This is a genomic window from Pseudolabrys sp. (genome assembly GCF_035943735.1).
Lineage (GTDB): Bacteria > Pseudomonadota > Alphaproteobacteria > Rhizobiales > Xanthobacteraceae > Pseudolabrys.
Window position 1 is genome coordinate 452810 of record NZ_DASZBV010000019.1, and the last position, 12629, is coordinate 465438.

General features: G+C 68.5%; 11 protein-coding genes and 1 tRNA gene. 6 read left to right on the top strand and 6 right to left on the bottom strand.

Features of this window, described 5'->3' with window-relative positions:
* Entirely contained in the window at nucleotides 1-987 is a 987-nt protein-coding gene (locus tag VGV41_RS15015; protein ID WP_326864676.1) for an NAD(P)H-dependent glycerol-3-phosphate dehydrogenase, read from the bottom strand.
* Nucleotides 984-2057: a tRNA (adenosine(37)-N6)-threonylcarbamoyltransferase complex transferase subunit TsaD gene (tsaD, locus tag VGV41_RS15020; protein WP_326864677.1), complete on the bottom strand. Its 1074-nt coding sequence runs from the start codon at nucleotides 2055-2057 to the stop codon at nucleotides 984-986. The genes VGV41_RS15015 and tsaD overlap by 4 nt, the downstream gene beginning before the upstream one ends.
* Nucleotides 2058-2169: 112 nt before the next feature.
* Here tsaD and hemC point away from each other — a divergent pair, with 112 nt between their 5' ends.
* The 5 genes from hemC (at nucleotide 2170) to VGV41_RS15045 (ending at nucleotide 6981) form a co-directional block, all read left to right on the top strand.
* Nucleotides 2170-3096: a hydroxymethylbilane synthase gene (gene hemC, locus VGV41_RS15025; protein WP_326864678.1), complete on the top strand. Its 927-nt coding sequence runs from the start codon at nucleotides 2170-2172 to the stop codon at nucleotides 3094-3096.
* Between the two features lie 2 nt (nucleotides 3097-3098).
* Entirely contained in the window at nucleotides 3099-3809 is a 711-nt protein-coding gene (locus tag VGV41_RS15030; RefSeq protein WP_326864679.1) for a uroporphyrinogen-III synthase, read from the top strand.
* A 66-nt stretch (nucleotides 3810-3875) separates the two neighbouring features.
* The gene (locus VGV41_RS15035; protein WP_326864680.1) at nucleotides 3876-5291 is read left to right on the top strand and encodes a hypothetical protein; all 1416 of its coding nucleotides are present in this window, start codon (nucleotides 3876-3878) and stop codon (nucleotides 5289-5291) included.
* A complete protein-coding gene (locus VGV41_RS15040; protein ID WP_326864681.1) occupies nucleotides 5288-6859 on the top strand; it encodes a heme biosynthesis protein HemY in 1572 nt (523 codons plus the stop codon). Before VGV41_RS15035 ends, VGV41_RS15040 begins: the two co-directional genes overlap by 4 nt.
* A gap of 47 nt (nucleotides 6860-6906) precedes the next feature.
* Nucleotides 6907-6981 (top strand) — tRNA-Thr (locus VGV41_RS15045).
* 104 nt (nucleotides 6982-7085) lie between these two features.
* Here the strand turns inward: VGV41_RS15045 and VGV41_RS15050 are convergent.
* Nucleotides 7086-7310: a DUF2171 domain-containing protein gene (locus VGV41_RS15050; RefSeq protein ID WP_326864682.1), complete on the bottom strand. Its 225-nt coding sequence runs from the start codon at nucleotides 7308-7310 to the stop codon at nucleotides 7086-7088.
* Nucleotides 7311-7677: 367 nt separating this feature from the next.
* On the bottom strand, nucleotides 7678-8517 hold the full coding sequence (locus VGV41_RS15055) for a cupin domain-containing protein (RefSeq protein ID WP_326864683.1): 840 nt from the start codon (nucleotides 8515-8517) through the stop codon (nucleotides 7678-7680).
* Between the two features lie 296 nt (nucleotides 8518-8813).
* On the opposite strand from VGV41_RS15055, the gene VGV41_RS15060 reads away from it, so the two are divergent.
* Nucleotides 8814-10079: an MFS transporter gene (locus VGV41_RS15060; RefSeq protein ID WP_326864684.1), complete on the top strand. Its 1266-nt coding sequence runs from the start codon at nucleotides 8814-8816 to the stop codon at nucleotides 10077-10079.
* A 54-nt stretch (nucleotides 10080-10133) separates the two neighbouring features.
* On the opposite strand, the gene pcaB is transcribed toward VGV41_RS15060, so the two are convergent.
* Complete coding sequence (gene pcaB / locus VGV41_RS15065) at nucleotides 10134-11483, bottom strand: 3-carboxy-cis,cis-muconate cycloisomerase (protein ID WP_326864685.1); 1350 nt, start codon at nucleotides 11481-11483, stop codon at nucleotides 10134-10136.
* 68 nt (nucleotides 11484-11551) lie between these two features.
* Nucleotides 11552-12610, bottom strand: coding sequence for an alpha/beta hydrolase family protein (locus VGV41_RS15070; protein WP_326864686.1), 1059 nt, complete (start codon nucleotides 12608-12610; stop codon nucleotides 11552-11554).
* Nucleotides 12611-12629: the final 19 nt, after the last annotated feature.

Here is a 12629-nt window from a genome sequence, read left to right on the forward strand (position 1 = left end):
TCATTCTTCCGACTTGAGCGGCCTTGTCAGCAGCGACTCGATGGCCGCATCCACAGTAAGCTCGCCGGCGAGCACGGCGGCCACCGCTTCCGAGATCGGCATGTCGACGCCCTTGTCGCGCGCCATCTCCAGCAGCACCGGCGCGGTGAACACGCCTTCGGCCAGCTTGCCGTGCGATGCGGTTGCCGCCGCCTCGCCTTTGCCGAGCGCGACCCCGCAGGAGAAGTTGCGCGACTGCGGCGTGCCGCAGGTGAGGATGAGATCGCCGAGGCCGGAGAGGCCCATCATCGTTTCCGTCTTGGCGCCGCAAGCACGACCGAAGCGCACCAGCTCGGCGAAGCCACGCGTCGTCATCGCCGCAAGCGCGCTCGCCCCCAGCCCACGACCGCTGACGATACCTGCGGCGATGGCGAGCACGTTCTTGGTGGCGCCGCCGAGCTCGACGCCGCGCACGTCGGTCGAATGATACGGCCGGAACGTGCCGGAATTCATCGCATGCGCCAGCGCTTCGGCGACGTCCGCATCGGCCGCGGCGACAGTCACCGCCGTCGGCAGGCCGCGCGCGACGTCGGCGGCGAAGCTCGGACCGGAAAGGATCGCCGGCAACGCCTTCGGTGCGCATTCGGCAATGATCTCGGTCATGAACTTATGCGTGCCGTGCTCGATGCCCTTGGCGCAGGCGATCAGCGGCGTATTTGGCGCGATCACGGGCGCGAGCGCTTTCAGCGTCGAACGCATCGCCTGCGCCGGCACCACCAGCAGGATCGCTCCGCTCGTCGCCATCTGCGCCAGATCGGTGGTGACGGCGATGGCGTCGTGCAATTTCACGCCCGGCAGGAATTTGCTTTCGCGCTTGTCGGTGAGATGCGCGGCGTTGCCGGCATCGTATTCCCACAAGGTGACACTGCGCCCGGCGCGCGCGCAGGTCTGCGCCAGCGCCGTCCCCCACGCGCCGCCGCCGATGACGCCGATGCGGTCGATGCTCATTTGTACGCCGCCGTGTTGAGCTTGCGGCCGCGCGCCGCGGCCACTTCGTCGAGCGGCCAGCGCGCCTTCGGCGCCACGTCGAGCGTGTCGACCATGCCGAGCGCCAGCCGTTCGGCACCGGCCCAGGCGATCATCGCGCCGTTGTCGGTGCACAAGTCGGGCGGCGGCGCGACGAGCAGTATCTTCTCTTCGGTCGCGAGCTTGAGCAGCACGTCGCGGATGGCCTGGTTGGCTGCGACGCCGCCGGCCACGACCAGCGCATTCGGTGTGCCGTACTGCGCACGGAAGATGCGCAGGCCCGCGCGCAGGCGGTCGTAGACGACGTCTACCACCGCCGCCTGGAACGAGGCGCAGAGATCGGACACGTCTTCGTCGGACAAAGGCGCGATCGCTTCCGCTTCGAGGCGCAACGCCGTCTTCAGGCCGGACAGCGAGAAGTCGGGTTCCTTGCGGTGCTGCATCGGCCGCGGCAGTGCGAAGCGGGTCGGATTGCCGCGCGCGGCCTCCTTCTCCACCTGCGGGCCGCCGGGGTAGCCGAGGCCCAAGAGCTTCGCCGTCTTGTCGAAGGCCTCGCCGATGGCGTCGTCCATCGTCGTGGCGAGGCGCACGTAATCACCGACGCCGCGCACAGCGAGGATCTGGGTGTGGCCGCCGGAGGCGAGGAACAGGCAGTAGGGGAACGGCGTCGCGTCGGTGAGCCGCGCGGTCAGCGCGTGCGCCTCGAGATGATTGACCGCGATCAGCGGCTTGCCCGCGACCATGGCGATGGCCTTGGCCGTGGTCAGGCCGACAATGACGCCGCCGATCAGGCCCGGTCCGGCGGCGGCGGCGATGCCGTCGATGCGGTTGAGCGCAACACCGGCCTGCTCCATCGCCTCGGCGACGATGCCGTCCAGCACCTCGACATGGGCGCGCGCGGCGATCTCCGGCACCACGCCACCGAACGCCGCGTGCTCGTCGATCTGGCTCAGGACGACGTTGGACAGGATACGGCCGCGGCCGTCCGCCTGCCGCTCCACCACCGCGGCTGCGGTCTCGTCGCAGGTCGTCTCGATGCCGAGGACGATCATGGGCTTCTCTTGTCGCCGTCATCCCGGGGCGCTGCGCGCCTGCCCGGAATGACGTTGCACTCCCCTTCGGGCCGATGGTGAACTAAAAGGTGCCCTAACATCGAGAGGAACCATGGCGCAATCCACCGCTCTCCTGCGTATCGGCACGCGCGGCAGCCCGCTGGCGCTGGTGCAGGCGCACATGGTGCAGGCGCAGATCGCCGCCGCGCTGGGTGCGCCCAAGGAGGCCATCGAGATCGTCGTCATCCGCACCTCCGGCGACCGCATCCAGGACCGGCCGCTGGCCGAGGTCGGCGGCAAGGGCCTGTTCACCAAGGAGATCGAGGAGGCGCTGCTCGACAGGCGGGTCGACCTCGCCGTGCATTCCTCGAAGGACATGCCGACAATCTCGCAGCCGGGGCTGGCGCTCACCGCCTGCCTCGAGCGCGAGGACCCGCGCGACGTGTTCATCAGCCACAAGGCGAAGCGCCTGCAGGATTTGCCGCAGGGCGCGACGCTCGGCACCGCCTCGCTGCGGCGGCAGGCGGTGGCGAAGCGCCTGCGCCCCGACCTCAATGTGGTGCCACTGCGCGGCAATGTTGAAACGCGACTGCGCAAGCTCGACGAAGGCGAAGCCGACGCCACGCTGCTGGCGCTCGCCGGGCTGAAGCGGCTGGGCCTCACGCAGCACGCAACCGCGATCATGAGCGTCGACGAATTCCTGCCGGCGGTCGGCCAGGGTGCCATCGGCATCGAGGCGCGCGCCGACGATGCGCCCACGCGCGAGGCGCTGGCGCGCATCAATCACGAAGCCACGTTCACGGCGCTCGCCTGCGAACGCGCGTTCCTCGCCGAGCTCGACGGCTCGTGCAAGACGCCGATCGCCGGACACGCCGTCATCGTCAATGACAGCGTGCATTTTCGCGGCCTCATCGCGCGGCCAGATGGCAAGGCAGCGCATGACATGTCCGGCAACGGACATGTGAAGGACGCCGCAGCCATTGGCGCCGAAGCGGCGCGCGAATTGATGCGCATCGCCGGCCCGCACTTCTTCGATTGACCATGCGCGTCGCCGTCACCCGCCCGCAAGTCGACGGCGAACGCAGCGCCAAGGCGCTGCGCGCGCGCGGCCATGACGTGCTGCTGGCGCCGCTGATGCGGGTCGCGCCGATCGCCGCCGATCTGTCCGGTACGTGGAGCGGCATCGCCATCACCAGCGCCAATGCGCCGGGCGCCATCGCCGATAATCCGGCGCGTGCCGGTCTGTTGCAGTTGAAAGTCTTTGCGGTCGGCGCACGCAGCGCCGAGGCCGCGCGCGCCGCAGGGTTCGGCCAGGTCGAGGCAGCGGTCGGCGATGTGCACGATCTGGTGCAGCTCATTGCCGAGCAGCATCGCAGCACGACGCCGCTCCTCTATCTCGCCGGCGAAGACCGCGCGGCCGATCTCGTCGGCGCGCTGGCGCGTCACCGCATCGCGGCAGAGATGCGCGTCGTCTATCGCGCCGTCACCGCACCCTTGCCGCCGGCGCTCATCAACGCATTGCGCGAGGGCAGCCTCGACGCGGTGCTGCATTATTCGAAGCGCAGCGCCGAGAACTACATCGCCGGCGCGCGCGCCGCCAGGGTGGAAGCGGAGGCGCTTGCGGTGCATCACCTGTGTCTTTCAGACCGGGTGGCCGCGCCGTTGCTGCAGGCCGGCGCCGCGCGCATCGCCGTGGCGATGCACCCCGACGAGGCCTCGCTGATCGAACTTCTGGAGGTGTCCGGTCGTTGACGTGGCGCAATCGCGCCGTTTGCGTTATCTGCTAGCCGCAGGGCGGGGATTCGGGAGAAAGGCCGCATGGCAGAGAAGCGCAAAGCGCCGGACGCGCCCGATGCCGCCCGCAAGCGCAAGGCGCCGACCATCGACCTCACCGCCACCGAAGTGACGCCGCCACCTGCGGCGGATCCGGCGCCCGAGCCGATGTCTGGCCCCGTCAGTGCGGCGCCGAGCGACAGCCCGCCCGAGCCACCGCCTCCGCCGCCCGAGGAGCCGCCACGGGCCGCCGCCGAGCCCGAGGCCTCGCCCTCCCCGGCCGCGCCGCCCGCCGACGCCCGCCGCGGCGCGCCCATGGCGGCATTGCTCGGTGCCGGGATTGTCGGCGGCATCGTGGTCGCCGCCGTAGTCGGCGGGCTCTGGTATGAGGGCGTGTTGCCGGCGCCGCAGGTGACGGTACAGCCCGACACCAAGGCGCAGCAACAGATCGCGCAACTGCAACGGCAGCTCCAGGCCTTGCAGAATCGCCCCGCACCGGCCGCCTCGGTCGAGGCGAAAGCGGTCGATGCGTTGTCGCAGCGCGTGGCGCAGATCGAGGCGACGCTGAAGAATTTGCCGAAGAGCGGCGGCACCGATCAGCAAGCCGCGCAGAAGCTGACCGATCTGCAGAACGCCGTCGCGCCGCTCGCGCAGCGCCTGTCGTCGGCCGAGAGCGCGCTCAAGTCGGGCGACACCGCGCTTTCCGCGCTGAACAAGCGCATCGACGACATCGCCGCCAACGCATCACAGGCGCGAACCGCCGCCGACAGTGCGGACAAATCGGTGACGCAGATGCAGACGCAGGTGCAGGACCTCGCGCGCAATCAGGCGAGCACGGTGACGCGCGCCGACATCGACAGCGTGCAGCAGAAGCTCGCTAGCCTCGAACAGGCCGAGCAATCGGCACGCAACGCGATCAAGCAGAGCGCCGCCGCGACCTCGGCGACCCGGCTGGCGCTCGCGGCGCAGGCACTGCGCAATGCCGTGACGAGCGGCGCGCCGTATCAGGCCGAGCTCGCGCAAGCGAAGGCGCTCGGCGCCGACGCGAACAGGCTCGCGCCGCTGCAACAGTTCGTCGCCGACGGCATTCCGAGCGCCGCCTCATTGGCGCAGCAATTGCGCGATCTTGTGCCGCAGATGCAGAAGATCGCGGCGCCTCGCGCGCCAGTCTCCGGCTCGTTCCTCGATCGCCTCGAAGCCAACGCCGGCAGGCTCGTGCGCGTCAGCCCCGTCAATGTGCCGTCGGGCGATCAACCCGCCGACGTGCTGGCGCGGCTCGAGGTGGAGGCCGCGCACAACGACATCGACGCCGCCGCGACGGATGTCGGCAAGCTGCCGCAAGCGGCGCAGGCGCCGGCGAAGGACTGGCTCGCGCGCGTGAAAGCGCGGCGGGCCGCGCTCGCCGCCGCCAACGATCTCGCCTCATCAAGCGCCCGCGCGCTCGCTCCGGGGGCGCAATGATCCGCATCCTCGCCTTCCTCATCGCGCTGGCGCTGATCGCGAGCGGCTTCGCCTGGATCGCCGATCGTCCGGGCGACATCGCGCTGACCTGGATGGGCTATCGCGTCGAGACGTCGCTGACGGTGGCGTTCGTCGCCCTCATCGCGCTCGTCGTCGCCGCCATCCTCGTCTGGTCGATTCTGCGCGGGCTGTGGCGCGCGCCGGAGCAGGTGTCGCTGTTTTTCCGGCACCGCCGCGCGATGCGGGGCTATCTCGCCATCTCGCGCGGCCTGATCGCCGTCGGCTCCGGCGATCTGCGCCTCGCGCGCCGCGCTGCCGACGACGCCGGCCGGCTTTCTCCAGGTGACCCGCTGGCCTTGCTGCTGGAGGCGCAGGCGGCGCAGATGGCGGGCGACCGCACCGGCGCCGAGCAGGCGTTTCGGGCCATGAGCCGCCGCGACGAGACCAGACTGCTCGGCCTGCGCGGCCTCTACATCGAGGCGCAGCGGCGCAACGACCATGTCGCCGCGCGGCGCGTCGCCGAGGAAGCGGCGCAGGCAGCACCCGCGCTCGGCTGGGCCGCACAGGCAGTGCTCGACGATCGCTGCGCCGTCGCCGACTGGAGCGGCGCGCTCGCCGCGCTGGAGAACATGAAGAGCGGCCTGCAGAAGGCCGACTATCGCCGCAAGCGCGCGGTGCTGCTGACGGCGCGCGCGCTCGCGGTCGACGACAGCGATCGCGACGCTTCGCGCGCCGACGTGCTCGAGGCGGTGAAGTTGGCGCCCGAGTTGGTGCCGGCGGCGGCGCTGGCGGGACGGCGACTCGCCGAGGCGGACGAGCAGCGCAAGGCGCGGCGTATTCTGGAGCGCGCGTGGGTCGCCAATCCGCATCCCGATCTGGCCGAGGCCTATGCCGACGTGCGGCTCGGCGACTCGGCGCGCGAGCGGCTCAACCGCATGCAGAAGCTGGCGGGCCTCGCGCCGGGTCACATCGAGAGCGCGCTGGCGGTCGGCCGCGCCGCGCTCGACACGCGCGAATTCACTGTCGCCCGCGAGGCGCTGATGTCCTACGTCGCCGCGCCCACGCCGCGCGTGGCTGCGCTGATGGCCGGCATCGAGGAAGCCGAGCACGGCGATACCGGCCGCGTGCGCGAATGGATGGCGCGCGCCGTGCGCGCCTCCGGCGATCCGAGTTGGACCGCCGACGGTGTCGTCTCCGAGAGGTGGCTGCCGGTGAGCCCCGCCGGCCGCCTCGACGGCTTCGAATGGCGCGTGCCGCTCGCCGAAATCGGCATCAGCCGGCCAGTGATCGAGATCATGACGCCGGACGCGCCGGTGCCAGCGGCGGCTCCGGCCAAAGTGCTAGAGGCCAGGCCCGAGCCGGGCCCGGTCGCGCCGCCGGCGGAATCGCCGCCTGTGGCCGCGTCCGAGGCGAAGCCTGTCAACGCGCGGCCGGTCGAGCCGGTGATCCCGCTGGTACACGCTCCCGACGACCCGGGGCCGGGTTCCGGGCTCGATGTCGACGCCGAACCGGAAGCCGCCGTAGCGCCCGAGGCGCCACGGCGGAAGATCAAGGACCTGTTCAAGTAGATTGCTTGCCATCGGCGGCCCGCGCCGATATCAGAGGCGCGGTTTCAGCCGGCGTAGCTCAGCGGTAGAGCATCCGCTTCGTAAGCGGGGGGTCGGGGGTTCAAATCCCTCCGCCGGCACCAGCGGTTTTTCCCAGCGATGTATCTATTCCGCCCTCGTGCTGAGGAGCGCAGTGAAGCTGCGCGTCTCGGGATAAGGCCGAGAGGAGTTGGGAGGGCAACGGCGGCTATCGCCACTCCGCCATGGCGCGGGTGCTGGTGCGGTTCAAGTGCACGCGGTCGTCGACGAACTCGACGGTGGCCAGCGGCAGGAAATGGTGCAGGCGGTCCGGCGTATCGCTGCGGCTGATCTTGATCTCGCCGTCGGGATCGATGCCATCGACGATGCCGACGTGCTCGCCGTCATTGCCGACGATTTCCATGTCTTCCCTGATCTGGTCCGCGCGCACCATGGCCGCCTCCATTGCTGGTCCATCGTTTTCGGACGAACAACGTCAGCTCCCGCACGCAGGTTCCGGCGGCGCGGGACCGCGCTCGTGCGCGATCGCTTGCAGAGACGATTTAGAAACTGCGAGAGAGCTCGCAGGGCGCGGCCGAAAGGGGGTCTTGCCTGACTGATGCGACCCGCGCGGGCCGCGCCCGGCGAACCGTTCGTGTTGATGCCGCTCCGTCACGCGCCGAACGAACGACGCAACGATCTACGCGGCCTTTCGACCCGGTGGAAGCATCTAAACCTCCGCGCCAGCAAGGTACGAGCGAAAGTCTGCGCTCATGCGGCGCAAAGTCAAGCACGACGAATTCAAATTTTCGCCCGGAACATTACACGTCCTGCGGATTGGTAACATGTGCCGACGAATGGGCGGCAATCTCGCGCACCGGCAGGCGGCCTTCGATGTCGCGGCCGGTCGGCAGCCAGGTACACACCTGACTTTCATCAACCCAGGTCGTCCTGAACTCCGCCGGCGCGAAGAATTCGGCGAATATCAATTCCTGGTCGCGCGCCGCTTCGAGGTAATGCCGTTCGCGATCCGGATAATAGACGACGTCGCCGACACGCACCGGGAACGGCTTCTCGTTGGCGTAAACGATGCCGCGGCCGCGCAGTATGTACATGAAATGCTCGGCGCCCTCGTGATGATGGTTGGCCGCCGCGGTGCCGGGCGGATAGATGATCATCTCGCCTTTCACCGCCTTGGTGCCGAACAGCTTCGGCGTGACGAGATAGATGCGCTTGCGCGCGTCGTGCTCGGAATCGAGCACGGGCTCGCGCGTCCAGTCGGCAATGCGGAAAGCCGGCGGGTTCTGCGCGAAGGCGGGATCGAGCCGGGCGGCGTTGGGAGTCTCGCCGTAGAGCAAGGTCGCACCGTGCGCGGCGCGCAACGTGACGGACGAGCCCGGCGCGAGGACAGCGACCTGCGCCTTGCTCACAACGGCGTCACCACCAGCGTGCTTCAACAGTGCTTGGCCGTCGAGGCCCTGCAGCCAGGCGACGCTGCCCCCCGGCACGAAGAGCGTCATCTCGCCGCCGGCATCGAGCGCGATGCGGTCGAGCAGAATCGCGGTGCCGGACACGCGCGCGCCGGTGAGCAAGTGTTGCCGGCGGGCGCCGGCGCCGGCCGGTTCGGCCGCGATTTCGTCCTGATTGAAGATGATGGCCATGTCTGCCCTCCCCGGCCGCTGCGGAATTCGGGCGCGGATGGTTAACGACAGTCAAGCATATCCAGGGGATAGCGGGGACAAAACCGGGAACCAGACACCGGTCCGCGACGTTGCCACGCGCTTCCAACCTTGGATGGGGAGGCGCGGATGTGGCTGGCGCTGTTCGGGATCGCCCTCGTGATGTCGCTCGGCTTCGGGCTTGGCTCGGTGCTCGCCGATCTGTTCGAGCGGAACGAGCCGGTTTGAGCCATTCACGGCCGATGGTGCGGCGGGAGCGTTTGCGTTAACCAGACGGCATGGACGCGACCGGCACGCCGCTGCTGCTTTCGCGGCGGTTCGCGCCGCTGTTCTGGTGCCAGTTCTTCGCCGCCTTCAACGACAACTTCCTCAAGACGGCACTGATCTTCCTCATCCTCTTCCGCGAGCATGCGGACGCCGAAGCGCTGATCACGGCGGCGAGCGCCATCTTCATCGCCCCCTATTTCATCCTGTCGGGCCTCGGCGGCGAGCTCGCCGACCGTTACGACAAGGCGCGCGTCGCGCAGGCCGCCAAGTTCGTCGAGATCTTCGTCGCGGCGCTCGCGGTATGGGGCTATGCGCGCGAGTCATTGCCGATCCTGTTCACCGCGTTGGCCGGCTTCGGCGTGCTCGCTTCGCTGTTCGGGCCGATGAAATACGGCATCCTACCCGACCATCTGCCGCGCGAAAAACTGCCAGCCGGCAACGCGCTGATCGAGGGCGCCACCTTCGTCGCCATCCTGCTCGGCACCATCGCCGGCGGCCTCGCCGCGCATCGCGGCGGCGCCTTCGGCTTCGCGCCGCTGGTGATCGCTTTCGCGCTCGCCGCCTGGATCGCGGCGCTGTTCATCCCGCCGAGCGGCGAACGCGCGCCGCATCTCAGCGTGCGCGTCAATATCATCGCGTCGACGCTCGCCATGCTGCGGCATCTGCGCGGCGACGCGCGGCTGTGGTGGGGCGCGCTGGTGACGAGCTGGTTCTGGCTCGTCGGCATCGTCGTTCTGTCGCTGCTGCCGCCGCTGATCAAGACCTTGATCGGCGGCGACCAATCGACGGTGACGGCCTATCTCGCGTTGTTCACGGTCGCGGTCGGTATCGGCTCAGCGCTGGCGGCACGGCTATCGCACGGACGCATCGTGCTCGGCATCACGGTCGCGGGCAGTGCGCTACTCGGCGCCTTCGCCATCGACCTCGGGATTGCGACGCTTGGCGTCGCGTCCGCGACTGCGTGGCAGCCGCCCGGCACGGTGCTTGCGACTTCGATCGGTTTGCGCGCAGCGATCGACCTGTGCGGCCTCGCCATCGCCGGCGGCCTGTTTATCGTGCCGGCCTTCGCCGCCGTGCAGGTCTGGTCGGCCACCGACTACCGCGCGCGCACGATTGCCGGCGTGAACGTGCTCAATGCCGGCTTCATGACCGCGGCGACGGTCGTCGTCGCGCTCCTGCAAAAGCAGGGCGTGACGCTGCCTGTGTTGTTCGTCGGGCTCGGCGTGCTGACGCTACTTGTGGCGGCAGCTGTCTGGATAACAAAGCCAAAGCCTTGACGGTCGTCACCAGGCCGCGCCGAAGCGCGAGCCCGGCCACGACAGAAAGAGCGATTATTTCTTACGCATCGCCAGGACGCGGTCGACCATTTCGCCGGCGACGCCGAGATAGTTCGCCGGATCGACCATCGCTTCGAGCTCCTTGCGGTTGGCGTACTTCTTGATCTCCGCGTCCTTCTCGAGCAGATCGATCAGCGGCGTGCCCGTCTTCACCACCTCGCGGCAGAGGTCGTAGACGTGGTCGTGCGCGTAATTGCGGCCCATGCGATCGCCGAGCTTCATCATCACCGCTTCCGACATGATGAGGCCCTTGGTGAGGTCGAGGTTCTCGCGCATTTTCTTCTCGTTGACCTGCAGGCCCTCGAGCACGAAACGCGTCTGCGCCAGCGCGCCGGCCGACAGCATGAAGATCTCAGGCAGGATGATCCACTCGATCTCCCACGGTCCGGTGGCGCGCTCGTGGTCCTCGACCATCGCCTCCAGCAACGCGGCGACGTGCTGCTTCACGATCGCCGATTGCGCGGTGATGTAGACCGAGGAGATCGGGTTGCGCTTCTGCGGCATGGTCGAGGACGAGCCGCGTCCTTGATGGAAGGGCTCATAGACCTCTTCCACTTCAGTCTGCATCAACAGCTTCACATCGAACGCGATCTTGCCGCAGGAACCGGTGACGAGGCCGAGGAAGCAGCCGACCTCGGCGATGCAGTCGCGCACCGTGTGCCAGGAAATCGCCGGCTGGCCGAGCTTCAGTTCCTTCATCAGCTCGACCTGGCACTTGAGGCCTTCGGTGCCGAGCGACGACAACGTGCCGGCGGCGCCGCCGAACTCGCCGACCAGCACGCGCTCCTTCAACTGCTTCAGGCGTTCGCGATGGCGCTCGAACCCGGCGAGGATGGTCGCCACCTTATAGCCGAAGGTGATCGGCACGGCCTGCTGCAGGTTGGAGCGGCCGGCCATCGGCGTGTCACGATACTTCTTGGCCAGCGCGGCGAGCGCATTGCAGATGCCGTCGATCTCGGCGCCGACGAGGTCGAGCGCGTCGCGGATCTGCAGCACCGTGGCGGTGTCGGTGATGTCCTGCGTGGTGGCGCCCCAGTGCGACCACTCGCCGAGCTTGTCCTTGCACAGCTTCACCAGCTGCTGCACGACCGGCAACACCGGATAGCCGATGCGCTCGGTGGCCTCCTTCAGCTTGGCGAAGTCGTATTCCTTGACGTCGCAGTGCTTGACGATCTCGTCGCAGGCCTCCTGCGGGATGATCTTCAGCCGCGCCTGCGCCACCGCCAGCGCCTTCTCGAAATCGAGGTATTTCTGGACACGGTTCTCGTCCGACCATACCTGGCGCATGGCCGCGGTGGTGAAGACGTCCCGGAAGATCGCGGAATCGAGATAGGTCGACGGCATTGAGGGGCTCCTGTCCGAATTTGGCGCGGACATTAGCCGGTCTTCTGCCGCACGCAACCGGGCTAACCCTACCCCAATTGCTCCTTCATCCAGTCCGCCGACTGCGATCGCCAGCGATAGGCGCGGTTGTTGGCGATGTGGTTGCCGTCCTCGATCATCATCAGCGTGACCGGGCCCTTGACCTCGCGCGCCAGGCGCTCGGCGTCGGCCGCCGGGATGACGCGATCCTGGCGGCCGTTCACGATGAAGATCGGGCAGGTGATGTTCTGCGCCACCCCTTCGAGCGACAGCGTGTTGGCGTTCCGATGCGCCTCTTCCCGCGTCTTGCAATGGCTGCGGATGCGGAAGGTTTCGCGGGTGAGATCGGGCAGGCTGTCGAACGCGGCGCCCATGTTGAACGGACCGCCGAGCGCGATGCAGGCCTTGATCCGTTTCTCGAAAGCCGCGGCGCGGGGCGCGTAGTAGCCGCCGAGGCTGACGCCCCACATGCCGATGCGTTTCGTGTCGAGATCGCTGCGCGTCTCGACATAGTCGAGCACGGCCGTCACCGGCACTTCGTAGTCACCACGGATCGCGAAATCATACTGCGCCTCGCCCTGACCCGGGCCTTCGAAGACGAGCGTCGCCATGCCGCGCGCGAGGAACGGCATCTCGTAGGCGTCGGTCTCTTCCTTCGTGGAATCGAGACCGACCGCCATCACCACCACCGGCGGCTTCGCCACGCCGGGCGGCTTGCGCAGGATACCAGCCAGCTTTTTGCCTTCGTAGGGAATCTCGACGCGCTCGCCGGGCGGGGAGAGATGCGGCAGTGCGAGCTGGCGGCATTCGATCTGCTTCCGGTGCGCCGCCTTCATCTGCTGCGGATCGTGCGCGAACAGGAACGAACCGAAATGATAATAGACGCCGGCGCGCTGCAGGCATTCGCCGGCGGTGAGATTGTGCCCGCGCGCCAGAGCCTCGCGGCCGAGCTGCTCGTGATGCGCCGCGCGCGCCGACCAGGCGCGGCACCAGTCGTCGTAGCTGTTGAGCGACTTGGTGACTTCCTCGAAGTCGGTGAGCACGACGCCGTTGGCGACGAAGCGTGCGCCCCAATGGGCGACGGCGGACTTCAGCAGATCGGATGACATGGGTACGTCCTGCGGGTAG